Genomic DNA, 25,102 nt, shown 5'->3' with positions numbered 1-25,102 from the left:
ATGCCAAGCCGCCGACATTTTCTGGCCGGATTGGCCGCAAGCAGCCTGACCCCACTGCGCGGCTGGGCCTCGGTCGGTGCGCCCGACTATCTGGCAGCGGCGTTGTTTCCGGACGGCAGCTACCGTCTGGCCGGGCTGGATACGGGCGGCGATATCCTGTTCTCACTCCCCCTGCCAGCGCGCGGCCATGCGGCTGCAGCTCATCCCGTCAACGCGCAAGCGGTGGCCTTCGCGCGCCGTCCCGGCACTTTCGCGCTGGTCATTGATTGCGCCACAGGCACCGAGCTGACCCGGCTGACCGCCCCTGAAGGCCGCCATTTCTTTGGCCACGGCGTCTTCTCACCCGATGGCACACGGCTTTTCACCACCGAGAACGACTATGAAGCCGGAGAGGGCGTGATCGGCATCTGGGACACCGCCGATTACAGACGCCTGGGCGAATTCCCGTCAGGTGGCGTTGGCCCGCATGACATGCGGCTGATGCCCGATGGTCAGACTTTGGTCATCGCCAATGGCGGCATCGAAACCCACCCTGACATGGGGCGTACCAAACTAAACCTGCCAACCATGCAACCGCGCCTGTCCTACCTAGACTTGAACGGTACGGTTCTGGAACAGGTGGAGCTGCCGCAGGCGCTGCACAAGAACTCGATCCGGCATCTGGCCGTGCGCCAAGACGGGCTGGTAGCGTTTGCGATGCAATGGCAGGGAGACAAGGCGCAACATCCGCCGCTGCTGGGCCTGCACCGTCGCGGCGAGGCGCCGCGCCTGCTGTCGGCTCCTGACGCCGAGCAAAGCACGTTGCAAGGTTATGCCGGCAGCATCTCCTTTTCCGGTGACGGAGAGGCCGTTGCCATCACCTGCCCCCGTGGCAACGCCCTGCACCGGTTCAACGTCGCAAGCGGCCTGCTAACCGGTGCCTTCCCGCTGGAGGACGTCTGCGGCTTGGGTCCCGGACCCAGAGATTTCGTTTTCACCACAGGCACCGGAATCGTCGGCGAACTGACCGCCGGGGTCCAGATTTCCGCACGACCGGACTGCCAATGGGACAATCACCTGATCCCAATTCGCCCGGTCGCGTGAATTCGGCAAATCCAGTTACATAGATTACACTTGGACGAATCAATCTGCTGCCGTATTGGCGGGCGCTAAACTTGCACCCCTACGTTAAGGACCGACTTGATTGAAACAGACGCCCGACGCACCGCATTCCATCTACGGGGTTGAAAAATGGGGCAAAGGCCTCATCGAGGTGACAGGGGATGGCGAGATCGGTCTGCGCAATCCTTTGGCCCCCGAGGCCGATGCGATCAGCCTGCCCGGCATTCTGCACGATCTGGACGACCGGGGCATCAAGGCGCCGATGCTGCTGCGCGTAAGCTCATATCTGGAGCATGAGATCGCGCATCTGAACCAGAGTTTTCACGATGCCATCGCCCGCGTCGGCTATAAGGGCCAGTATCGTGGTGTGTTCCCGATCAAGGTGAACCAGCAGGCGCAGGTCGTCGACCGGATCGTCGAATTTGGCAAGCAATACGAATACGGGCTCGAGGCCGGGTCCAAACCAGAACTGGTGATCGCCCTCGCCCACCGTCTGTCGCGCCAGGCCCTGATCGTCTGCAACGGCGTCAAGGATGCCGAGTTCATCCAACTGGCGATCCTCAGCCGCAAGATCGGCTTCAATACGGTCATCGTTCTGGAAAGCCCGAAAGAGGCCGACACGGTGATCGAGGTCTATAACGAGCTGGGCATCGAACCCCTGATCGGCGTGCGGGTCAAACTGACCAACCAGATCAGCGGCAAGTGGGAGGAAAGCTCGGGCGACCGGTCCGCCTTTGGCATGAACACCGACCAGTTGGTCGCGACGGTGGATAAGCTGAAAGACGCGGGCTTGCTGCATTGCCTGAAACTGCAGCATTCGCATCTTGGCTCGCAGGTGCAGGACGTCAACGATGTGCGCCGCGCTGTGGGCGAGGCCTGCCGGTACTACACCGAACTGACGCGTGAGGGCGTGCCGCTGACCCATCTGGATCTCGGCGGAGGCATGGGCGTGGACTATACCGGCGAGAAAAAGGCCGCCGAGAACTCGATCAACTACACGGTCGAGGAATACTGCGCCAACGTGGTCGAAACCGTGGCCTACGCGATGGATGAAGCCGAAGTCGCGCACCCGACATTGGTAACCGAAAGTGGCCGCGCCGTGGTGGCCACGTCGTCCATGCTGGTGTTCAACGTGCTGGAAAGCACGCTTTATGACGCGGCAACTGCCCCGGCGGTCGAAGCTGATGATCATCATATCCTTTCGGATTTGGCGGCGGTACAGGGATACCTGTCCAGCGACCGTCTGCAGGAATGCTGGAACGATGCCAATTTCTATCGCAACGAGCTGCGCGCCCTGTTCCGCCGCGGCTATGTCGACCTGCGCCAGATGGCCCGGGGTGAACGGGTTTACCTATCACTGATGGCCCGGATCAAAGCCTTGGCGGCCAGCGACGAGCTGGAAACCGACGTCGATGACCAGCTTGAGAAAGTGGCCGATATCTATCACTGCAACTTCTCGCTGTTCCAATCCCTTCCCGATGTCTGGGCCATCGACCAACTGCACCCGATCGTGCCGCTGCAGAACCTGAACCAGACACCGGACCGCCGCGCGGTTCTGTCCGACATCACCTGCGACAGCGACGGCAAGATCGACCGCTTCATCCTGACCGATGGCGTCTCACCCAGCCTGCCGGTGCATTCCCTGCCCGAGAATGACGAATACTACATGGGCGTCTTCTTTGTCGGCGCCTATCAGGAAACTCTGGGCGATTTGCACAACCTGTTTGGCGACACCAACGTCGTCACCATCGACCTACGTGCCGATGGCGGGTTTGACCTGCTGCATGAACAAGAGGGCGACACGATCAGCCAGGTCCTGTCCTATGTCGAATTCGACCCGCAGGACTGTGTCGCCGCTTTCCGTAAAATGGTGGACGAGGCGATCTCGACCGGTACTCTGAAAGCCAAAGACCGCAAAACCCTGATGAGCGCCTATCGCGACTCGATCAACGGCTACACCTATTACGAATAAAAAGGAGACACACCATGGGCAAAACACTGGTTGTCGGCGCAGGCGGCGTATCCCACGCAGCCGTGCACAAGATGGCGATGAATTCGGGTATTTTCACCGAGATCACCCTGGCCAGCCGCACAAAATCGAAATGCGACGCCATCGCTGCGGCGGTCAAGGACCGCGTCGGCGTTGATATAAAAACCGCCGAACTCGACGCCTATAAGGTCGAAGACACGGTCAAGCTGATCAAGGAAACCGGCGCTGAAATTCTCGTCAACCTCGCCCTGCCCTATCAGGATCTGGTGCTGATGGATGCGTGCCTCGAGGCCGGCATCAACTATCTCGACACCGCGAACTATGAACCCGAAGACGAGGCCAAGTTCGAATATCACTGGCAATGGGCCTATCAGGAGCGCTTCAAAGAGGCCGGTCTGACCGCCATCCTCGGCTCGGGCTTCGATCCGGGCGTGACCAGCGTCTTCGCCAAATGGCTCAAAAAACACAAGCTGGACACCATCCGTCAGATCGACGTTCTGGACGCCAATGGCGGCAGCAACGATCAGGAATTCGCCACCAACTTCAACCCGGAAATCAACCTGCGCGAAGTGCTGGCCGAGGTCCGCCACTGGGAGAACGGCGCATGGCAACATAGCCCCGCTATGACCCACAAGGTCGAGTTCGACTTCCCCGCCATCGGCCCCAAGAACATGTACCTGATGTATCATGAGGAACTGGAGTCGCTCAGCACCCACTTCCCCGAGATCGAGCGTGCCCGTTTCTGGATGACCTTCGGCGACGCCTACATCACCCACGCCAAAGTGCTGGAGAACGTCGGCATGACCCGCATCGACCCGGTGATGCATGACGGCAAGGAAATCATCCCGATCCAGTTCCTGAAAACCCTGCTGCCCGATCCTGGCGATCTGGGCGCGGAAACCAAGGGCAAGGCCTGCATCGGCGACATCGCCACGGGTCAGGCCAAGGACGGCTCGGGCGAAAAAACCTATTACATCTACAACATCTGCGACCACGAAGAATGCTATGCCGAGGTCGGCAGCCAGGCCGTCAGTTACACCACCGGCGTCCCCGCCATGATCGGCGCGGCACAGGTGCTGAAAGGCAACTGGACCCAGCCGGGCGTGTGGAACATGGAACAGCTCGACCCCGATGACTTCATGGATATGCTGAACGAACACGGTCTGCCGTGGCAGGTCCACGAACTCGATGGGCCAGTGAGCTTCTGATCTTCATCTTTTCCTAAATACTCCGGGGGTCCGGGGGCAGCGCCCCCGGCCTCTCCACCAATCGGAGACGCCGGACATGTCCGACATGATGACCACCCAAGCCGGTGACGCTGGAGCCTTCCGCGATTTCGACCTCAGCCGTGTGCCCACGCCGTGCTTTGTGGTCGACGAAAAGGCCGTGGAACGGAACCTGACCATCCTTGCTGACATCGGCACCCGATCAGGTGCACATGTCCTCAGCGCTCTCAAGGCGTTCTCCATGTTCTCGCTGGCCCCACTTGTCCGCCAGCACCTCGGCGGCACCTGCGCCAGCGGCATTTACGAAGCGCGTCTGGGCCGCGAAGAATACGGTGGCGAGGTCGCAACCTTCTGCGCCGGGTACAAAGATGCCGACATGGACGATATCCTGTCGCTGTCCGACCACATCATCTTCAACTCTCCGGCGCAAAAGGACCGGTTCCTTGCCAAGGCCCAAGCCGCAAATGTTCAGATCGGCCTGCGCATCAACCCGGAACATTCCGAGGGTGAGATCCCAAAATACGATCCCTGCGCACCCTGCTCGCGCCTGGGTACGCCGGTCAGCCAATTGACCGCTGAGACTATGACCGGCGTGGACGGTCTTCACATGCACACGCTCTGCGAACAGGGGTTCGAACCGCTGCAGCGCACCTGGGACGCCGTCGAACCGAAACTCAAACCTTACCTGAGCCAGCTCAAATGGCTGAATTTCGGTGGCGGTCACCACATCACCCGTGACGACTACGACCGCGACGGGCTGGTAACCTTCATCAAAACCATCCGCGAGACTTACGGTATCGACGTCTATCTCGAACCCGGCGAAGCCGTCGCGCTGGACGCAGGCATTCTGGTCGGCGAAATCCTCGACCTGCCGACCAATGGCATGAACCTTGCCATCACCGATATCTCGGCCACCTGCCACATGCCCGACGTGATCGAGGCCCCCTATCGCCCCGCCCTGATGGACGAGGCCGAGGCAGGCCACACCTACCGTCTGGGCGGCCCGTCCTGTCTGGCGGGCGACGTGATCGGAGATTACACGTGGGGCAAACCGCTGGAGATCGGACAGCGGTTCGCCTTCCTCGATCAGGCGCATTATTCGATGGTCAAAACCAACACGTTCAACGGTGTTCCCCTACCCACAATCGCCCTGTGGAACAGCGAAACGGACGAACTGAAAATCATCAAGCAGTTCGGCTATGACGACTTTAAGGACAGACTCTCATGAGCATTTTCCTCGACAGCGAACTCACCGCGTCAGAGCGCTCCGAAGACGCCCGGTTCCGCGTGATCCCGGTGCCGCTGGAGCGCACCGTGTCTTATGGATCCGGCACTGCCAAAGGCCCCGAGGCCATCATTGAGGCCAGCAGCGAACTTGAGCGTATCACTGGCCACGCTGAGCCCTGTGTCGAGGGCATCTTCACCGAAGAGCCTGTGGATTGTGACGCGTCGCTATCCGAGATCATGGAACGCCTTGCCCAGCGCACCGAGGCCGCCGTCCGCGCGGGCAAAGTACCGGTGACATTGGGCGGAGAGCATTCGCTGAGTTACGGCGCGGTCATGGGGGTTGCGCGGGCACTGAACCAGCCCATCGGCATCGTACAGATCGACGCCCATGCCGACCTGCGTGACGCCTATCAGGGTGAAAAACATTCCCACGCCTCGGTCATGCATCTGCTGGCTGAGGAAGGCATCAAGCTGGCGCAATTCGGCGTGCGGGCCTTTTCCATCGAAGAGGCCAAGAGCCGTGTGAAGAACCATATCTTCCACGTGGATGCCGAGGAACTGGTCACCGGCAACATCCACGCCGTCGACCTGCCCGAAGATTTCCCCGAGTTGGTCTATGTCAGCTTTGACGTCGATGGGCTCGACCCGTCACAAATGCCCGCAACCGGCACACCGGTGCCCGGTGGGCTGGGGTACTATCAGGCGCTGCGGCTGGTCGAACACGCCCTGAAGGGCCGCAAATGCGTGGGCTTCGACGTGGTTGAACTGGCCCCGGACGGCAATGCCGCCTGGGACTTTACAGCAGCTCAGATCGTCTATCGCCTGATGGCCGCCTGTTAATCCTTGGCGGTCTGGTTCAATTCCATGTGGCCCTCGCCTTTGTTCAGGATGCGGCGCAGCATGGGTTCGAAGAACTCCAGCGGCTTGGTCGGGTAATCCGGGTCGAACGCTTTCTGATCGTATTCATGGCAGAAATAGCGGCAGTCCTCCCAATAGGGGCTGTCGCGGTACTTGTCGCGCGCGTTGCGGTCGCCGCCCAGATGGTGGTTGTAGTAATAGCCCTGAAACACGCAGTGGTGCTTGAGAATCCAATAGGTCTTTTCGCTGACATAGGGTTTCATCATCGCCGCTGACAGCTCACCGTGATTGTAGGGCGACAGGATATCGCCGGTGTCATGGATCAGCGCGGCCACCACCAGTTCCTCATCCGCGCCATCCTCATAGGCGCGGGTCGCGGCCTGAAGGCTGTGCTGGTAGCGGTTGACAGGATAGGGCGTCCAGTCCTCGTCCAACGAGCGGATTGCGTCCAGAATCCGGTCCGGCAGAGCGGCGTTATACGCCTCTTCATATTCCATGACAGCGTCCCAGTCGGCCTTGGTGGCCTCTTCAAAACTGGTCCAGGTGGGTTTGTGGCTTTTGTCCAGCATGGTGCGGTCCTTTGGCTGATCTGTTGGCGTCAGATTAGCCCGGATCGAATAATCAAAAAAATGAATTGATTTTATCACCACGATGAAAAAATACTTTCGGCATGCAACTCAAGGCAATCGAGACCTTTCTGTGCGTGGCCGAAACCGGTGGCTTTCACGCCGCGGCCCGCAAGCTGAACGTGACCCAGACGGCCGTCAGCGCGCGCATCCGCCTGCTCGAAGAGGAAACCGGCAAGCCGTTGTTCACACGCGGCGCCGGGGGAACCAGCCTGACCGATTTCGGGCGGCAGTTCCGGCCCTATGCGGAACAAATGCTGTCGCTGTGGTCCTTTGCCTCGCACGATCTGCCCGCGCAAACGCAGAACCGGGTCACGCTGCGTCTTGGTGCGCAGCTGAGCATCTGGGACCCGTTGCTGGTAGATCTGGCCGTGCGGTTCGAAAAGAGCCTTGGGCATCTGCTGCTGACGCTGAACTATGACCATGACCTGAATATGATAGACGCGGTCGCCACTCAGGTTCTGGACGCGGCGCTGACGCATGAACAGCCGACCGACCCGCGCATTCAGGCGCATGAGTTGAACTCCGAACGCCTGATGCTGGTTGAAACGCCGAACACGGGCGACCCGGTCTTCGTCAATCTCGAACTGGGCGAGGTGTATCAGGATCACGTGCGCTCGGCGGCGCGACAGGCGGCGGGGCAAACCCTGTTTCTGGGCAATTGCCTGATGGCCCTACGCTATGTTCTGCGGCGGGGCGGGACCGGGTATTTCCCGGAATATGTCATACGGGATCACCTGTCCGCAGGTGAGTTGACCCCAGTGGCCGGAGCCATCGACCTGATGCTGCCCCTGTATCTGGTGACCCGCCGTGGCAGCACCACCAGCGCGGACATCCTGACCTGTCTGACCGACCTGCGCGCGGCGGTCTAAGCCCGCGACAGCGCGCCCGGCGCATCCCTGTACCGCCTGCGCATCAACGGCCGCCCGGCGATCAGCAGGAACAGGCACGAAATGGCGATGCCTATGATGGCCGGAAGGTACAGCAAGCCCCACATGTTCGGATCTTCGATCACAACAGGCGAAACAAAGCCGCGCACGCCCTCGAGCAAAACCAGAATGGTAAAGGCACCCAGAATCTGAGGCCACAGACCAAAGCGTGAGAAGCTTCCCAGCATCAGGGTCGCATATCCGGCCATGGCCACGGCGACGCATATGGCAATCCAGGAAAACCGCTGGTGAAGCTCGTCGATCAGCTCGCCTTTGGTGAACTCTTCCGAGGCGCTGATCGCATCGCGGTCCCGCATAAGCTCGATCGTTGGAATGGCCTCAAGGCTGCGCTTGGCCATATTGTTGGTGTTGGTCAGCTGGGAAATGTCATACGAGGCATCCTCGAACAGGGTCGAGGACAAGGTCAGGCCCTGCTGATCCAGACGCAGTGCAATTCCGTCCAGCATGACAAGGTGGATACCGGTGTCGTTGTTGACCAGATAGGCCGTCTTTGACGAATAGCTGACCGGGTTCACCGGATCGCGCCGGTCCGAGACAAAGACTTCGGAAAGGGTGCCATCCAGATCAATCTCGCCGATATAGACCGTGACGCCGTAGGTGGGGTGCAGAAACTCGCCCTCGTTCAGCAATTGCGCTGTGACGTCACCGGCAACCTCGGCCTGACGCTGCTCAAGTTGCTCGACCGAGGCCGGGCGCAGAAAGACGCTGATGACGGCCATCATCAACCCGGCCACCAGACCGAACAGAACGACGGCCCGCGCCAGACGCCACGGGCTTGAACCGGTGGCCAACATCACCGTCATCTCGCTTTCGCGACTGAGGCGGTTGGTGGCATAGACGGCAGCGGCGAACACCGCCATCGGCATCACCGTCCGGATCAGCGTCGGCAGGGTCAGGGCGGTGAATTCCAGAAAGACCATCGCCGATTGGCCACCGCTGATCACACGGTCAAACAGGCTGACGGATCGGGTGATCCAGAACACGCCGACCAGAACCAGCGTGAAAAAGCCGAACAGAATCAGCAATTGCCGCAGGAAGTATCCATCAAAGCGCGACATGTATCCCCATCCGCGTGTTCGTAATGGACGGGACCTTATGCCATTCCGGTGACAGAGGAAACCTGGATTGGCCGGATCGCGCGCACCGAAACAACAACCTGTCTGACAGCACCCGCGCAACCAGCCGCGCGGGGCTTGGTGGCTTTCCCAACCGCGACCCTCAAGGTCGGGAATTTTGCAGAAACAGCAGTTCGTGCCAGAATTCAGGCATTAAACAAAATGGAGTTCATGACATGGCACTGTTTTTTTCCCGCCGCACGTACAATTCCAAGAAGAAAAAGTTCACCCTGAAGCCAGCGGCAAAAACGAGATATGTCAATATTACCAAGAAGAACGCGGATGGCAGCATTCGCAAGGGCAGCATAGTCAAAAAGGCGAAATGGCTGGACCTCGTGCGCCAACAGGGCGGAGACACATCCGTCTTGATCTATGTTCACGGCTTCAACACAAGCCAGAAGGACATGCTGGATCGTTTGGAGAAAATAGAATCCGGCCTCAGGTCCAACGGGCACAAAGGCGCGGTTATCGCGTTTGACTGGCCCAGCGATGGATCACTGCACACCTATGACCGGGACCGGGCCGATGCCAAGGCGGTCGCCCCCCATTTCGTTGGCGACGGTATATTGGCACTGTTGGGAATGTCTCCCAGACCCAAGGTTCACGTTGTTGCGCATTCGATGGGAGCTTTGGTCGTGCTGCGGGCCTTTTCCGATTTCGGTGATTCCGCGGGACCGGGCAAAAAGGTCTGGTCCGCAGATCAGGTCATGTTCGTGTCGGGCGATGCAGAGGCGGCCTGGTTTGAAAAAGGGGCGTGGGGGGATCTTGTACTGAAAAAACGCAGCAAACGCTTTACCAATTACTACAGCGGCATGGACAAGGTTCTGGCACTTTCCAGCGGCATCGTGAATGGCGGGAAGCCTCGCATCGGTCGTGCCGGAATGCCCAAGCTGACCTCAAAGGGGCATTGGGACCTCTTTTGCGACCATCAGTACAAGCGAGATGTCCCCAAAGGAAAACGCAACAGGACCAAATCCCATCGGTGGTGGTTCGACAGCAAGGCTTTCTACAAGGACCTTGCCCTGACGATCGACGGTCAGGACGCGAAAACGATGCCGACCCGACACAGCACAACCATCGGAGACCAGGCTTTGCTGGCCTGACGAACAAGCAAGGTGATCTCGCCCCGCTGAAGCTGTCTGAGTTTAGGCGTATTACAGCATCAAAGCAGGACCGGTTCACACAGCACGGAAAACCACTGCCCCTGTGCGCGCAGCTAAGTCCAAAAGATTGTTTGGAATGGCAGGGGCAGCAGGGTTCGAACCCGCGACCTACGGTTTTGGAGACCGTCGCTCTACCAACTGAGCTATACCCCTAAGGTGCGCCTCAGATATGCCAGCCGCGCGACGGACTCAAGAGGCTTTTTCAGATTCCGCGCGACTAATGCACCTGACAAACAAGTTGCGCGCGGCGTTGAGTTCTATAAGACACGATTTGGTCAGCACAAAGGACCCCAACCGTGAGCATCCGCAAGAAGATCGCCAACAGCGAAGCCGTTCTGAACTGGGCCGCTCGACGGATTGCGAGCTATATCCGGATGGTCAACCGCAACACAAGCTGGCAGCGCATCGGGTACGAGGAACTGGACCAACTGGTCGAACAGGGTGAACCGGTCATCGTTGTGCTGTGGCATCAGCGGCTGGCGCAATCGCCCTATTTCTTCCCACTGGACAAGGGGCGTATCTGTTCGATCACATCCTCTGCGCGGGCAGGCAGTATGGTCGGACGCGTGCAAAAGCTGTTCGGCATGGACACGATTGCCATGGCCAGCAAACACAAAAGCAACGTTGCCGTGTCACGCGAAGTGCTGGGCAAGATGAAGCAGGGGATTTCCATCGGCATCGCCGCGGATGGCCCGCGCGGGCCGGAACGGGTGCTGTCGACGGTGCCTCTGGTTTGGGCGCGCACCTCGGGCAAACGGGTATTCGGGATCACCTTTTCCGCGCAGCATGGCAGCGAGGCGGGCACATGGGATCGCCTGCTGATGCCCCGGCCCTGGCGCAACAAGGGTGTGTTTCTGTGCCGCGAATGGACCGAAACCGTGCCGCGCAAAGCCTCGGAAGAACAGATCGAAGAACTGCGCCAAAGCCTTGAGCAGCACATGAACGATATCACTGCCGAAGCCGACCGTATGGTCGACCGCGAACCGTGGTCGCCCAAGGCTTAACCGCCCCGCAAACGCTGCATCAGGTAGACCTCGCTGCCCTCGGGAATCGGTTCGGTTAACCCGCTGGCGATCACGCGTCCGTCGATGGCAATGGACACACCCGCATCAATCGGCCCCTGCAGCTGCGGGTGCACCCGTACCAATTCCCGCAACAGTTCACCGGTGGTTTTGGCCTGAACCTCGACCACCTGCAGGCCCCCGGTCAGAGACCGGAGGCCGGACCAGAGGTGGACCTCAACCATTGTCCTTGAGCGCCGCAAGGATGCGCGGCGGCGACATCGGCAGTTGCCGCATGCGGACACCCGCTGCGTGCGAAACCGCATTGGCAATGGCGGCCAGAGGCGGCACTATGCCCGTTTCGCCCACACCGCGCACACCAAACGGGTGGCCGGGATTGGGCACTTCGACAATCACCGTGTCGATCATCGGCAGGTCGCTGGCCACCGGGATGCGATAGTCGAGGAAGATCGAGTTCTGCAGGCGGCCGTCGTCGCCATAGATGTATTCCTCGTTCAGCGCCCAGCCGATGCCCTGTGCGGCACCGCCCTGGAATTGGCCTTCCACATAGGTCGGGTGGATTGCCTTACCGGCATCCTGAATGACCGTATAACGGGTGACGCTGGTCTTGCCGGTTTCCGGGTCAACTTCGGCATCGACGATATGGGTGCCAAAGGACACGCCTGCGCCTTCGGGCGTGGCTTCGAAATGGCCCGAGATCGGACCACCGGTCGACCCCATATGTGCGGTAATGTCTGCCAGCGGGCGCGGGTCGAAGTCACCTGCATTTGGGCCCGAAGGCACCGCGCAGCCGTTTTCCCATTTTACGGCTTCGGTTGGAATGCCCCAGCTGGCCGCTGCCCGTTCGCACAGTTTCTCGACAGCGTGTCTTGCCGCCTTGATGGTCGCCAGGCCCGACGCGTAGGTCACGCGCGAGCCGTGGCTGACGTCGTTATAGCCCAGCGTTGCCGTGTCAGCGATGGTGACACGGATGTTCTCATAGGGAATACCCAGAACCTCGGCCGCCATCAGCGCCATCGAAGCCCGCGAGCCGCCAATATCCGGCGTGCCGACCATCAGCTGCGCCGAGCCGTCCTCGGACAGGGCCAGCGAAACGCTGGTCTCACCGCCGTGGTTGAACCAGAACCCGCAGGATATCCCACGCCCCTGCCCCGGTTTCAGCGGAGCCGAGTAGTGCGGATGGGCCTTGGCGGCCTCAAGCGTTTCCACCAGTCCGATGCGCTCGTACCGGGGGCCATAGCTGGCCTTGGTGCCTTCATGCGCGGCGTTTTTCAGACGGACATCGATGGGATCGAGGTCAAGCTTCTTGCACAGCTCATCAATCACCGATTCAACCGCAAAGGCCCCCATCGGCGCGCCCGGCGCGCGGTAGGCGGCCTGTTTCGGGCGGTTGGCCATGACGTCATAGCCGATCTGCTTAACATTGGTCACGTTGTACGGCGCAAAGGCGCACATGGCAGTAAAATCACCCGGCGCACCGGGAAACGCCCCACCCTGCAGGCGGAAGACGCCCTGTGCGGCGGTAATGGCACCGTCCTTCTTCATCCCGATCTTGATGTCCATCGACGCCGAGGCGGTCGGACCGGTGGCCCGGAACACTTCGGACCGGCTCATGACAAGTTTGACCGGACGGTTGGCCTTGCGGCTCAGCGCCAGCGCCACGGGTTCGATGAACACGGTGGTCTTGCCGCCGAAGCCACCACCGATTTCCGATGCGGTGACGCGCAGTTGCGAGGTTTCGATCCCCAGCAAAGCTGCGCAAGTCTTCTGCGCGATCCAGTGGCCTTGGGTGGTGCACCACAGCTCACCCTTGCCGTCATTGCCCAGCATCCCCAGACAGGCGTGCGGTTCGATATAACCCTGATGGGTCGCCTCGGTGGCAAAGCTGTCTTCGATGACCAGATCGGCCTCGGCAAAGCCTGCCTCAACATCGCCGTGACCGCTTTCGTGGTACCGCACGACATTCGGATGCATCCCCTCGGGCACGGAATAGTCCGCAGCACCTTCGCGGATCACGGGTGCGTCGGGCGCCATCGCCTTGTCCACGTCGGTGACGTGGGGCAGAACCTCGTATTCGACCTCGATCAGTTTCAGCGCGTCACGTGCTGCCAGCGCCGAGGTGGCGGCAACGGCAGCCACCGCATGCCCGTCATACAGCGCCTTTTCCCCGGCCATGACGTTTTCCAGCACGTTCCAGAACTCACCTTCCAGACCAGGCTTGAACGGCACTTCGGCAAAGTCCGCACGTGTCACGACGGCTTTGACATCCTTATGCGCCTCGGCCTTCGAGGTGTCGATTTTCACGATCCGCGCATGGGCGTGCGGCGAGCGCAGGATCGCCCCGTGCAGCATCCCCGGCGCATAGGCATCGGCGCCGAATTTGGCGCGGCCCGTGACCTTGTCCAACCCATCCGGACGATCCGGGCGGGTGCCAACGAAAGTAAACTCAGATTTGCGATCGTCGAGTGCCATTACGAAGCCTCCCGCAGCTCTTCCGCCGTTTCCATGACGGCGCGAATGATCTTGTCATACCCGGTGCAGCGGCAGAGGTTGCCTGCCAGCCAGTACCGGGTTTCCTCCTCGGTCGGGTTGGGGTTCTTTTCCAACAGCGACTTGGCCGCCACCAGAATGCCCGGGGTGCAGATACCGCACTGAAGGGCGGCGTGTTCGATGAACTTCTGCTGCAGCGGATGCAGGACGTCGCCATCAGCGATGCCTTCGACGGTTTCGATGGACTTGCCGTCAGCCTCAACGCCCAGCATCAGGCAGGAACAGACAAGGCGGCCATCCACAGTGACCGAGCAGGCACCGCAATCACCGGTGCCGCAGCCCTCTTTCGCGCCGGTCAGGTTCAGCTTGTCGCGCAGGCAGTCCAGCAGAGTTTCACGCGGGTCGCACAGGTATTCGACCGCGTCACCGTTCACGGTGGTGGATACGTGGAACTTGCTCATACATCTTCTCCCTTGGCGCGGGCATAGGCGATTTTTGCGGCGCGCTTGGCCAGAACACCAGCGACCTCGGTGCGGAATGCGATCGTACCGCGTTTGTCGTCGATCGGGTTGCAGGCGGCCGAGGCTGCGGCGGCCAAAGCGTCTAGCGCGGCTTCATCCAGCGTGCTGTCGATGATGGCCTTGGCGCAGTCATCAACCAGCAGAACGGTCGGAGCGACAGCACCCAGCGAGACGCGCGCCTCGGCGATGGTATCCCCCTCAAGACGCAGGTTCACGCCAACGCCGACCACGGCGATGTCCATCTCGGTCCGCGGAATGAACCGCAGATAGGCGTCGCCGCCATTCTCACCCCGCGCCGGGATGTTGACAGCCGAAATCACCTCTCCCTTCGCCAGCGACGTCTTGCCGGGGCCGGTGGGGATGTTCTCTACGGCCACCTCTCGGTCTCCGTCCGGGCCAGTCACGGTTACGGTTACACCCGCCGCCACCATTGCAGGCACCGAATCCGCCGCCGGAGAGCCATTGCACAGGTTGCCGGTCAGCGTCGCCCGCCCCTGCACCTGGGTCGAGCCGATCAGGTCCATCGCTTCGACCACGCCGGGCCAGTCGCGGCCCAGATCGGGATGTTCAGTCATCTCGGCGCCAGTGGCGGCGACGCCCAGCGTCCAGCCGCCATCGGCATTGCGGGCGATGTCGCGCACACCGTCAATTTTCTTGATGTCGATCAGCGTATCGGGCGTCACCAGTTCCGAGCGCAGTTGCACCAGAACATCCGTGCCGCCTGCCAGAAACCGCGTGATGCCCTTTGCGTTTGCAGCCAGAGCCGACGCCTCGGCAAAGCTGGCGGGGCTGTGATAATCCATGAAGTTACCTCGCACCTGTTGATCAGGGTAGACTGGGGTTCGCAGGGGACGTTAGTGCAGCAACCCCCCGGCGTCCATGGCAGGAGCGACCAATTTTTCCGGTACCGGATGTCGTTTCCCGACCTTATTTCAGAGGTCAAGCTCGATCACACCATCCGGCTGCGCCGCGCGGCTTTGGCACAGGATGACAGCGTTTTCGCGTTGTTTATTGGACAGCACGAAATCGCGATGTTCGATTTCGCCGGAAACCACACCGCATTTGCAGACCCCGCAGATACCGTCCGCGCATTTCACATCCACGTGAATGCCCGCCTCGTTCAACACCTGAGCTGCATCTTTTTCTGCAGGAACCGCCAGCTCACGGCCCGATCGCATCAGCTTCAGGGTGAACGGATGGTTTTCATATTCCGGCTGTTCGGGAACCGAGAAGTACTCAAGGTGCCGGGCGTCCTCGGGGAAGCCTTGCCGCTCCGCCGCCTGCATGACGCCGTCCATATAGCGGTCCGGGCCGCAGGTGTAGACATGCCACCCGACCTGATAGCCGGACAGGATCACGTCCAGATCAGCGCGCGTGCCTTCGTCCGAAAAGTGATAGTGCACGTGATCCGCCCAGGGCATCGTGGCCAGATCGTCCAGATACCCGGCATCTGCGCGAGTGCTGGCGGAATAGTGCATTTCGAACGGTTTACCCAAAGCGTGCAAACGGTGGGCAAAGGCGATCATCGGCGTGATGCCGATGCCGCCGCCCATCAGGAAGGTTTTGGTCGCCGTCTCATCCAGTTCGAAATGGTTGATCGGTTTCGAGATGAAAACCTTGCGCCCCTCGTTGAAGATGCGGTGTAGCAGGGCCGACCCGCCGCGCCCTTCATCCTCGCGCAATACACCGATCTGATAGATCGCCCGGTCCGAAGGGTCGCCGGACATGGAATACTGCCGCAGGAATTCCGGCGCGACCAGCACGTCCAGATGCGCCCCGGCGGTCCATTCGGGCAGGGGTGCGCCATCGAGGGTCGAGAATTCGTATTTGGTTACATCCGCCGTCATCTTGTCGACCTTGGTCAGCTCGACCCGCATCACCGGCGCGTCTCCGGCGATGGTATAGCGGTGGATCACAGACATATCGCCTGCGGCTTTACGGGCCTTGTATTCATCGGCCGTGACCATTGCCTGATAAGCGGCGATCCCGGCCTCGCGGTCCATCGCAAAGGGATAGGGCCAGGGGTGTGGCGCCAGATAGGCGGGGTAAACGGCCAACGTCTGGTCCTCGTATTTCAGATCCAGATCGGTTTGCAGACCGCGCCGGTTCAGGGCGTGTTCCGAGGGGCGATAGGCCCCATCCGGCTGCAACTCGATATCCCACCACCATTTCTTGACGTCGTTCAGCCCGCCATTGCCCACGGCATCATCCAGCTTGGCCAAAGCAGGCGCGGCCTGGGGGATGTTCATCGCGGCCCAGCGGAACGGGCGTTCCTTGAAGATACCCTCCAGATTCCACGGACAGGTCTTCATGCACCGCCCGCACATTGCGCCACCCGGAGTAGTCACCCGGTAGGTGGCGCATTTCTGGCTGTCGGACTTCCAGATTTCATAGCCGTTGAACATCAGCTTCGGCCCGGCGGTGATCGCCCCCGACGGGCATTCGCGCGCGCATTTGTTGCAGGTTTCGCAAAACCTCTGCAGCCCGAAATCTATCGGCTTGTCATGTGCCAACGGCATATCCGTCGTCACCGCACCGGATTTCAGGCGTGGGCCGAGATAGGGGTTCAGGATGACCTCGCCGATGCGGCTAACCTCACCCAGCCCAGACAGCAGCAGCAGCGGAGGTTGCAGCACCTCTCCATCCATCACCGTATGCGCCTTGGCCTTGTAGCCGAGGTTGCGGATCTGCTGCGCGATCACCCCGCCCAGCAGGGAAAAGCGCAGATAGGCGCGCATCGACTGGGCGACGCTGATCCAGTCATCGCCGCTGGCGCCCTCCATCGTTTCATAGCCCTGATCAATGATCATGCTGATGGCCTGATCGTGGGTCGGAGTGATCTCCTCGCCCGTCGCGTCATGGGAATACCACGCCCAGTCCGGGCACCGGCTGAGGCCCACCGCATCGACGCCAAGGAAGTAAGTCGCCGCCTTGATACTCGCGGCGTTGCGGACAGCATCGGTCGGCGGCGTCGCGTCGGCGCTGTCGCCGTCCTGCAGCAACACAAACGCGCCCAGCGCGCGGCGTTGCGCGCAACTGGGGGCGGCCTTGCGCACATAATACCCGCCCTTGGCCGCATCCTGCAGGGGCTTGCCCATGTCGCCGAACTGCGCCCGCGCGAACATGTCGGCGCGCTTGGGGACGCGGGCGACGTTCTCCTCATCGATATAGGTGGTCGGCTCCTCAACCCGCTTGAGGTTTTCAAACGGATGCGCCCCGTCCACGTAACGCCGTCTGGCGTAAGCGTCACGGTTCATCGCATTCTTGGCAAACCCCGCGCCCAGCCACCAAGCAGGTCCCTGAGTACGGAACCACGGCTGCTGCGCCATTGGTTGCAGGGGCTGGTCATGGGCGATCTCCATCTCGGTGGTCACGGCGGCCAGACCGAACCGCCTGCCCAGCCACGGGGCGACGAGGTCTCCGTCCTCGACCGAGGCCAGACCCGCCGCTACTGCCAGCCTGCCCAGATCGACCTCGGATGACATTGCCGTATGCGCCCGCGCGTCAAAGCCCAGCAGGCGGATATAATTGGCGATCACCACCGCATTCTCGGTCGCCAGCAGGCAGGCGCGATGATCCTGCGCGTCGCCGATCCACTCTGCACCGGGTTCCCCGGGATCAGGATCGCGGTTGTGTTCGTACAGAAAGACGATGGCGTGGCGATGCCTGTCCATCGGTTTGGGCGCAGCCTCCATACTGTCCTTCAGGTCAGCCATGATCAGATCGATCCCCGAGGCCAGCGTCTTGGTCTGCCGCGTTTTCAGCGCATGGGCCAGACGGTCGATATCGGGATTGCGACGGGGTTCGGGCAGCATCGCTTCGGGTGGCAGCGGGCCGCACCCCATCATCGAGGCATCATTGAAATAGCCAAACGCCTTGAGGTGATTGGCACGCTGTGACGGATTGGCCGGGATCTGAGACGCCACCGGGTTCACGAACCCATCGCGGATGGCATCCATCATCGCCTGAAACTCACCCATTGCGTTGACTATGCTTTCGGGCTGATCCGGGCGATGAAAGCTGAGCGTCTGCATCGGCTTCACCGCGGACAAGTCTGGTATGGCCGCCTGCCGCGCCAGCCGCTCCAGTGGGTATTTGCCCATATGAACCGGCCGGTTCTTGTCCGAGAAAAAGCGGATCCCCATCGTGTGCCTCCTGATGATCAATGTCACCTAATGCGCGCTGGACCGCAAATCCATTCATGACTAGTCATAGATGGTATGAGCAAAACTGATTTTACCGATCTGGACGGCAAGGTCCTGCGGACCTTTCTGATCATCCTCGAGGAAAGCTCGGTCTCGAAAGCCGCTGACCGTCTGGGCGTGACCCAATCGGCGATCAGCCACACGCTGGCCAAGCTGCGGCAGGTGCTGGGTGATCCGCTGTTCGTACGCTCGGGTCAGGGCCTGACGCCGACCGAGCGCGCCCTGTCCCTGAAAGAGCCGGTTCAACAGGTGTTGGACGGGATGCGCGCGCTGACCGATGACCGTCCATTTGACCCTCTGGCCGAAGAGATCGGCATCCAGATTGCGACCAACGACATGCCACGCGAGCTGATTTTTCCGCCGCTGTTACGCACATTGCGGGCCGAAGGCGTCAGGCTGCGTCTGGGGTTCATTCCGTCAGGCGTCCCCGATCCGGACCTGCTGCGCAGTGATCGGTGCCAACTGATGCTGACCCCTCTGCCCCCCGACGGGCCGGATATCTTTCAGAAACGCGTGCTGATCAGCCCGTTGATGATCTTCTACGATGCTGCGCGGCGCACGCCTCCGGACAGTTGGCCGAGCTATTGCAAAACCGAACATGTCGAGGTGCGATTTGCCGACGGGCGCAGCTCTCGGGCCGTGATGCGCGGCGTGGATCAGAGCCAGATCCGGCCACCCACCGTGACCCTGCCGCATTTCAATGCCATCCCGTCCTTTGTGAAGGGCAGCGATCTGATCTCGACCGACACGCTGCTGATGAAGCAGGGGCCTTTGGCGGCATTGGATTGTGCGCCGCTGCCGTTCGAGTGCGAGCCGGTTTCGATCTACATGGTCTGGCACCAGCGCTCGACCAACGATCCGGCTCATCGCTGGCTGCGTGATCGGATCGAAGCCGTTGCCGCAGCGTTGCAGGTCTAGGATACCGCGATCAGAACCGTGCCTTCACGAAATGGGTCAGCGCCGCGCCGATTTCAAAGTAAGCGCGCCGCAGGCCCGTCCAGTTCTCATGGTATTCTGCAACTGCCGGAACTGGCAGCAGCAATGGGTTATCCTGCAGCAGGCTTTCCGCCACAAGACGACCAAAAACGGTGCCCGGTCCGATGCCACGCCCGGAATACCCATGCACCGACAGGGCGTTGGGGCCGATCTGGGTGATCTTGGGAATATGGTCCGAGGTCATGGCGATCCGCCCATGCCACCCCTCGATCAGCGGCTGGTCGGCCAATTGCGGGAACAGCTCGGCCAGTTTGCGTCTGATCCAGGCGGTATGGGCGGCGCGGCCCGCGTGCCCCAGATCGCCCATCGCGCCGATGATCAGGCGGCCCTCGGCATCCATGCGGAACGAGGTCATGATCAGGCCGGTATCCCAGCACCCCTCTCCGCCTGTCAGAATACTGGCACGCAGATTGTCCGACAGCGGCGCGGTGGAGAACTGGAAGTAATAGACCGGCACAAATTCCGGGGCGGATGTCTGCAGCCCCTGATGATAGGCGTTGGTGGCCTGAATCACCGATTTCGCACGCACCGTGCCCTGATCGGTTTTCAACGTCCAAACACCGTCATTGTGCTGCATGGACTGCACCGGGCTTCGGGTCGCAATACGTGCCCCGACCCGAGCAGCGGCGCGGGCAAGGCCCCGGACATAGCTAAGCGGCTGGATTGTCCCCGCGCGGGGATCGAACAGAGCGCCCTGGAACGCGGCGCTGCCGGTGCGCTGCGCTGTCTGGTGAGCAGACACTAACTCAACCGGAGCACCCGTGGCGGATAGCTGCGCGTGCCGGATCTGCAAATCCCGCAGTCCCCTGGCCGAATGGGCGCAATGCAGGGTTCCGTTCCGCACCGGTGCACAGTTGATGTCATGTTTGTCGATCAGATCAAACACATCACCGGGGGCGGCGGCCAGCAGGTCGATCAGACGATCCCCGGCCTCGTCCCCAAGGTACTGGCGAATGTCGTCGGGCGGCAGCCACAGCCCGGCATTCACAAGCCCGACATTGCGGCCCGAACCGCCATGGCCGATCTCATGCGCCTCCAGCAGGCAGACCGACGCCCCGGCCTGCGCCGCCGTCAGCGCTGCGGAACAGCCCGTGTAGCCGCCACCGATCACCGCCATGTCAACGGACATATCGCCGGTCAGAGGCAGGCTTTCCACATGCTCCGGGCAGGTTTTCAGCCAGAGAGGCTGGTTGTGGTCGCTCACGCAGGGCTCCTTGAATGTGCGCGGATCATCGGGGCTGGATCAGCCGGTTGCAAGCGCCCTTTGATCGTCGCGGCCCATGGCGATCAGGAAAGGCTGCGCGTCCTGTTGTGCCTGAAACGCGGCCTTGTCGGACATGCCATGCCAGTCGGCCAGAACCAGCGATTGCGCCACCGCACCGCCCAGCGTCGCGCCCGGACCTGTCACGATGAACAGGTCAGGTGCAAATTCACGCGCGGCGGTCTGGATCGCGCGGGTAAAGTCATAGGTCTCGGTCACCTGATGGCCCAGCGTATAATCCCACAGCGCCTGTGTATCCGTCGCCCCCGGCCACCAGATTTTACCGCGCCCGTCGATCAGGGGACGTTCTGGCTGGCCAAACATCTCGGCGCCCAACCGGGTCCGCCCTTCGGCCGCAACGGGGGCCTGCAACGCGGTGTGAAAGGCCGCGTGATTGGGAAGCCGCATCGGGAAGCGGTCCTGTATTGTGGGGTGCGCAGCCTCGAACGCCTTGAGGCCTGCCTCATTCCCCGCAAGAACCAGCATCCCGCCCAGATCAATGGACAGCGCCAGATCACACCCGTCAGACGCGTTGATCCGCACAACATCGGCCAGCAAGTCAGCTTTTTGGGCGGCATCGTTTTCCCAAGTGTCGCCCACAAACGGATAGACCAGTTGCCCACCGATCAATTGGTCCTGCATCAGCGTGCCCATCGTGTTCACCACGCAGAACCCGTCCTGCGGTGACAGGGCAGCACCTGCAGCCAGGGCGATGTACCACCCCATCGAATTGCCGGTGACCGCGACCACGTCGATGTCTTCAGCAATAGCCTGCGCATCTGCCAGCGAGGCCGCATAGATCAGGGGTGAGGCCGCATCTCCGCGGGAATACTTGCTGACCGTATAACGGCTGGCGCCGTCCAGCGCGGTGACGGCCTCCTGCGCCGCCTCGGCGCGGATGGCGTCAAAGCTGTGAAACAGGTCCATCCGCTGCGCATGATAGCGGTGGAGATAGCCCAACTCGGGTTTGTTATAGGTGCCCCGCCCGGGGCAGATCACAACGGCAGTGCGGGTCATGAGCGGCCTCCGGTCAGAGCCAACGCAGCGGCGACAATGCCATTTTTCGACGGCAACGGAGCGGCATAGGCCGGGCCGGTGGCGATGAAACAATCCTCGGCCACAACGCGGGCGGTTGGGGTATCGGGGCTTTCCTCGGCGAAGAACGTCATCAGCGCCTCGGACTGGCTGCCGGTGCGGCGGCATTCGTCCACGACCAGAACATGCGTGCAGGGTTTGGTGGCCTCGCGCAGCGCGTCGACCGGCAGCGGCGCGAGCCAGCGCATGTCGATGATCCGGGTTTTCACGCCAGCGGCCTCCAATTCGGTCAGGGCCTGCCGAGACAAGTAATGTCCGTTGCCATAGGTCACGATGGCCAGATCGGTGCCATCCCCATGCACGCCAACCTCACCCAGCGCAATCCGCCGATCCGGCGAGGGATAGGTCGTCATCCACCCACCATCCTGCGCGTCCTGCAGGTCTCGCATCGGGTAAAGGGCAATAGGTTCCAAAAATACCACCACCCGCTGCTCTTCCCGCGCCAGCCGCACGCATTCGCGCAGCATCTGCGCTGCGTCCGCCCCGGTGGAGGGGCAGGCGATGATCACGCCGGGAATGTCCCGCAGCACAGCCAGAGAGTTGTCATTGTGGAAATGCCCGCCGAACCCTTTCTGATAGCCCAGCCCGGCAATCCGCAGCACCATCGGGTTGGTGAACTGACCGTTCGAGAAAAACGGTAGCGTCGCGGCCTCACCCCGGATCTGGTCTTCGGCATTGTGCAGATAGGCGAGGAACTGGATTTCGGGGATCGGAATAAACCCGTTATGCCCCATGCCGATGGCCAGCCCCAGAATGGACTGTTCATCCAGCAGCGTGTCGATCACCCGGTCCGGGCCAAACCGCTGTTGCAGTTTCTGGGTCACGCCATAGACGCCGCCCTTGCGGCCCACGTCTTCGCCCATACAGACGACCTCGCCATGTTCCAGCATCAGATCGGTCAGCGCCCAGTTGATCAGGCGGCTCATGGGCTGAGGATCATCCATCGCGCGCATGTCCCCGCCAAAGGCTTTGGATCGGACTTCGGCGCTGGGGCCATTGGTGGGTTTGCAGGGACGTTTCGGCGGGATCAGACTGGCCTTCACCTCGGCGGCATTACCCAGATGCGGGCGGGTTGCCGCCTCGGCCGCGATACGATCGGTGCGGGCGCAGGTGTCCACGTAGATTTTCAGCGCTTCCGCAGGTGACGAAGCACCCGCCTGATCCAGCAGGCGCACGCTGTGCAGCAGGGGGTCATTGGCTTCATCGGCTTCGACCTCGGACTTCGGCAGATAGGTGGTCGGTACATCCGCCCCCGCATGACCGTAAAGACGCACGGTTTTCAGGTGCAGAAAGGCCGGTTTGCGGCGCGTGCGCACATAGTCGGCGGCCTCCTGCGCCACGGCGTAGGTTTCATAGATGTCCAACCCGTTGGCCTGAAAATACCTTATGCCCGGACGATGCTCCATCGACGCCTGTATCCAACCCTTGGGCGTTTTCACCGAGATGCCAATGCCGTTGTCCTCGCATACAAACAGCAGAGGCAGCGGCGTGGATTGCACGCTGGTCCACCCGGCGGTGTTGATCGCCCCTTGCGCGGTGGAATGGTTGGCCGAGGCATCCCCGAAGGAACACATCGCAATCCCGTCCCCGGGCAGTTCCCTATGTTCAGGGTCATGCCGCCGGGCTGCGCCAAGGCTATAGGCCGCACCAACGGCCTTGGGCAGATGGCTGGCGATTGTCGAGGTCTGCGGCGGGATCATCAGCGCCTTTGACCCCAACACCTTGTGCCGCCCGCCCGAGGTTGGGTCTTCTTTCGAACACGCAAAGCTGAGCAACATGTCCCAAGCGATCTGCTGGCCGGGCACCTGCTCGGCCCGGGCGATCTGAAACGCCGCGTCGCGGTAATGCAGGAACGCGATGTCGGTCGGGCGCAGTGCGTGGGCAACCGCTGCCATCCCCTCATGCCCGGATGAACCGATCGTATAGAACCCCTGCCCTGCCTTCTGCATCGCCCGGCTGGTCCGATCCAGCGCGCGGCTCAGAACCTGAGAGCGGAACAGCGAAACAGCGGCGGTGTTGCTGAGGCCCGACTGCGGGGTCGCGCCCTCGGGAAAGTCACCTTTCGCAACCCGCGTCAGGAAGTTTTCGTGAACGATCTGAGCGCGATCCATGGCCTGTTCCCCGGTCTTCATGTCTTCAGGTGGGCGATTTCATCTTGGATAGCACGTGGTTTCCTGACCGGTCACCCAAAAGAAAAGCCTGTATGTGTATCGGGCTGGCGCCCGGCAAATGCCAGTGATATTCCATTCGAAAGGTATGAGGATTCATCATATGATCGCGCCGCGCCGGTTCCTGCCCTCGATCCCCTCTTTGTTGGCGCTAGAGGCCGTCGACCGCCTTGGCAGCGCCTCGGCCGCAGCCAACGAGCTTTCCCTGACGCAAAGCGCGATCAGCCGTCAGCTCAAGTCGATGGAGGAGCAACTGGGCGTGGACCTGATCCAGCGCAGCCAGATGCGTTTGCACCTGACACCGGCGGCGAAAGAATACGTACAGGTCGCGCGCACCGCGCTGAACCAACTGGCACAGGCGTCCCTGAAACTGAAAGCAAACCCCACCGGAGGATCACTGAGCCTGTCAATCCTGCCCGCTTTCGGCATGCACTGGCTGGCTCCGCGCCTGCAGGATTTCGCGCGCCGCCACCCGGAGGTCACGGTGAACCTCAACACCCGCCTGCGGCCGTTCGATTTCGACACCGAACATTTCGACGCCGCGATTCACTTTGGCCAGCGCGACTGGGCCGGTGTGAACTACTTACGCATCATGCGTGAAGACGTTTTGCCGGTGTGTTCACCCGACCTGCTGCCCGATGACGCCGAGATCATCAGCTGGCTGACAGATGCACCCCTGCTGCACCTCGAGACGCGCCCCGACGCCTGGGAAAGATGGTTCGCCGCGCAAGGCCATGAGATCACCGGCATACGCGGCATGCTGTTCGACCAGTTCTCGACCATGGGGCAGGCAACGATTCACGGGCTGGGCGTGGCATTGCTGCCCAGCTACCTGATCGAGTCCGACTTGGCGGCGGGTCGGCTGGTGCCGGCCTGGCGCGGCCCGGGGGTAAGCCTTGGGGACTTCTATCTTGTCTGGCCGCAATCCCGCGCGGAATCCGAACCGCTCAGATCGTTTCGCGGGTGGCTGCAAGGGCAGATTGATCAGGCACCGCACCTGTAAAGCAGTATTGAAAGACCCTGCGCGGCCTACGGCCTTGCGTCCTGCGGACGGCAGGGGGCCAGGCAGGCGCGGGCTGCGCCCGCGC

At 61.5% G+C, this 25,102-nt stretch carries 20 protein-coding genes and 1 tRNA gene; 10 read left to right on the top strand and 11 right to left on the bottom strand.

The features are described from left to right. From ACR0DO_RS16210 to speB, 5 genes are all read left to right on the top strand, one after another. On the top strand, window positions 1-1,083 hold the full coding sequence (locus ACR0DO_RS16210; RefSeq protein WP_480560270.1) for a DUF1513 domain-containing protein: 1,083 nt from the start codon (window positions 1-3) through the stop codon (window positions 1,081-1,083). A gap of 100 nt (window positions 1,084-1,183) precedes the next feature. After that, entirely contained in the window at window positions 1,184-3,073 is a 1,890-nt protein-coding gene (speA, locus tag ACR0DO_RS16205; protein ID WP_480560268.1) for a biosynthetic arginine decarboxylase, read from the top strand. A 14-nt stretch (window positions 3,074-3,087) separates the two neighbouring features. Next, window positions 3,088-4,299: a saccharopine dehydrogenase family protein gene (locus tag ACR0DO_RS16200; protein ID WP_480560266.1), complete on the top strand. Its 1,212-nt coding sequence runs from the start codon at window positions 3,088-3,090 to the stop codon at window positions 4,297-4,299. A 76-nt stretch (window positions 4,300-4,375) separates the two neighbouring features. Then, window positions 4,376-5,545: a carboxynorspermidine decarboxylase gene (nspC, locus tag ACR0DO_RS16195; RefSeq protein ID WP_480560265.1), complete on the top strand. Its 1,170-nt coding sequence runs from the start codon at window positions 4,376-4,378 to the stop codon at window positions 5,543-5,545. Further along, on the top strand, window positions 5,542-6,384 hold the full coding sequence (gene speB, locus ACR0DO_RS16190) for an agmatinase (RefSeq protein ID WP_480560263.1): 843 nt from the start codon (window positions 5,542-5,544) through the stop codon (window positions 6,382-6,384). Before nspC ends, speB begins: the two co-directional genes overlap by 4 nt. Here the strand turns inward: speB and ACR0DO_RS16185 are convergent. Next, window positions 6,381-6,971: an HD domain-containing protein gene (locus tag ACR0DO_RS16185; RefSeq protein ID WP_480560261.1), complete on the bottom strand. Its 591-nt coding sequence runs from the start codon at window positions 6,969-6,971 to the stop codon at window positions 6,381-6,383. The genes speB and ACR0DO_RS16185 overlap by 4 nt on opposite strands. Window positions 6,972-7,072: 101 nt before the next feature. Here ACR0DO_RS16185 and ACR0DO_RS16180 point away from each other — a divergent pair, with 101 nt between their 5' ends. After that, on the top strand, window positions 7,073-7,900 hold the full coding sequence (locus ACR0DO_RS16180; protein WP_480560259.1) for a LysR family transcriptional regulator: 828 nt from the start codon (window positions 7,073-7,075) through the stop codon (window positions 7,898-7,900). On the opposite strand, the gene lptF is transcribed toward ACR0DO_RS16180, so the two are convergent. Further along, window positions 7,897-9,036: an LPS export ABC transporter permease LptF gene (lptF, locus tag ACR0DO_RS16175; protein ID WP_170674528.1), complete on the bottom strand. Its 1,140-nt coding sequence runs from the start codon at window positions 9,034-9,036 to the stop codon at window positions 7,897-7,899. The two genes, ACR0DO_RS16180 and lptF, sit on opposite strands and share 4 nt — an antisense overlap. Window positions 9,037-9,269: 233 nt before the next feature. On the opposite strand from lptF, the gene ACR0DO_RS16170 reads away from it, so the two are divergent. Beyond that, entirely contained in the window at window positions 9,270-10,196 is a 927-nt protein-coding gene (locus ACR0DO_RS16170) for an alpha/beta fold hydrolase (RefSeq protein ID WP_480560257.1), read from the top strand. A 137-nt stretch (window positions 10,197-10,333) separates the two neighbouring features. Here ACR0DO_RS16170 and ACR0DO_RS16165 read toward each other — a convergent pair. Then, window positions 10,334-10,409 (bottom strand) — tRNA-Trp (locus tag ACR0DO_RS16165). A 143-nt stretch (window positions 10,410-10,552) separates the two neighbouring features. Here ACR0DO_RS16165 and ACR0DO_RS16160 point away from each other — a divergent pair. Next, entirely contained in the window at window positions 10,553-11,260 is a 708-nt protein-coding gene (locus ACR0DO_RS16160) for a lysophospholipid acyltransferase family protein (protein ID WP_480560255.1), read from the top strand. On the opposite strand, the gene ACR0DO_RS16155 is transcribed toward ACR0DO_RS16160, so the two are convergent. The 5 genes from ACR0DO_RS16155 to ACR0DO_RS16135 all read right to left on the bottom strand — a co-directional run bounded on the left by ACR0DO_RS16155 (window position 11,257) and on the right by ACR0DO_RS16135 (window position 18,434). Beyond that, window positions 11,257-11,502: a MoaD/ThiS family protein gene (locus ACR0DO_RS16155; RefSeq protein ID WP_170447620.1), complete on the bottom strand. Its 246-nt coding sequence runs from the start codon at window positions 11,500-11,502 to the stop codon at window positions 11,257-11,259. The genes ACR0DO_RS16160 and ACR0DO_RS16155 overlap by 4 nt on opposite strands. Next, entirely contained in the window at window positions 11,495-13,750 is a 2,256-nt protein-coding gene (locus ACR0DO_RS16150) for a xanthine dehydrogenase family protein molybdopterin-binding subunit (RefSeq protein WP_480560253.1), read from the bottom strand. The genes ACR0DO_RS16155 and ACR0DO_RS16150 overlap by 8 nt, the downstream gene beginning before the upstream one ends. Then, on the bottom strand, window positions 13,750-14,229 hold the full coding sequence (locus ACR0DO_RS16145; protein WP_480560251.1) for a (2Fe-2S)-binding protein: 480 nt from the start codon (window positions 14,227-14,229) through the stop codon (window positions 13,750-13,752). Before ACR0DO_RS16145 ends, ACR0DO_RS16150 begins: the two co-directional genes overlap by 1 nt. Then, window positions 14,226-15,092: an FAD binding domain-containing protein gene (locus tag ACR0DO_RS16140; protein WP_480560249.1), complete on the bottom strand. Its 867-nt coding sequence runs from the start codon at window positions 15,090-15,092 to the stop codon at window positions 14,226-14,228. The genes ACR0DO_RS16145 and ACR0DO_RS16140 overlap by 4 nt, the downstream gene beginning before the upstream one ends. 129 nt (window positions 15,093-15,221) lie before the next feature. Continuing rightward, window positions 15,222-18,434 (bottom strand): reductive dehalogenase, encoded by a 3,213-nt coding sequence (locus ACR0DO_RS16135; RefSeq protein ID WP_480560247.1) that lies wholly within the window; start codon window positions 18,432-18,434, stop codon window positions 15,222-15,224. A 75-nt stretch (window positions 18,435-18,509) separates the two neighbouring features. On the opposite strand from ACR0DO_RS16135, the gene ACR0DO_RS16130 reads away from it, so the two are divergent. Then, window positions 18,510-19,412, top strand: coding sequence for a LysR family transcriptional regulator (locus tag ACR0DO_RS16130; RefSeq protein WP_480560245.1), 903 nt, complete (start codon window positions 18,510-18,512; stop codon window positions 19,410-19,412). 10 nt (window positions 19,413-19,422) lie between these two features. Here the strand turns inward: ACR0DO_RS16130 and ACR0DO_RS16125 are convergent, their stop codons facing one another. From ACR0DO_RS16125 to ACR0DO_RS16115, 3 genes are read right to left on the bottom strand one after another with little or no spacing between them, the layout of a single operon-like run. Further along, the gene (locus ACR0DO_RS16125; RefSeq protein WP_480560243.1) at window positions 19,423-20,694 is read right to left on the bottom strand and encodes an NAD(P)/FAD-dependent oxidoreductase; all 1,272 of its coding nucleotides are present in this window, start codon (window positions 20,692-20,694) and stop codon (window positions 19,423-19,425) included. A gap of 39 nt (window positions 20,695-20,733) precedes the next feature. After that, window positions 20,734-21,768, bottom strand: a complete 1,035-nt coding sequence (locus ACR0DO_RS16120; RefSeq protein ID WP_480560241.1) for an ACP S-malonyltransferase — start codon at window positions 21,766-21,768, stop codon at window positions 20,734-20,736. Then, the gene (locus ACR0DO_RS16115) at window positions 21,765-23,957 is read right to left on the bottom strand and encodes a dehydrogenase E1 component subunit alpha/beta (protein WP_480560239.1); all 2,193 of its coding nucleotides are present in this window, start codon (window positions 23,955-23,957) and stop codon (window positions 21,765-21,767) included. Before ACR0DO_RS16115 ends, ACR0DO_RS16120 begins: the two co-directional genes overlap by 4 nt. Window positions 23,958-24,117: 160 nt before the next feature. On the opposite strand from ACR0DO_RS16115, the gene ACR0DO_RS16110 reads away from it, so the two are divergent. After that, window positions 24,118-25,017, top strand: coding sequence for a LysR substrate-binding domain-containing protein (locus ACR0DO_RS16110; RefSeq protein ID WP_480560237.1), 900 nt, complete (start codon window positions 24,118-24,120; stop codon window positions 25,015-25,017). Window positions 25,018-25,102 lie beyond the last annotated feature (85 nt).

The sequence above is a fragment of the Ruegeria sp. AM9 genome, assembly GCF_056540565.1.
The sequence above is the reverse complement of the archived record's forward strand: the minus strand, read 5'-3'. Positions and strand labels throughout refer to the sequence as shown.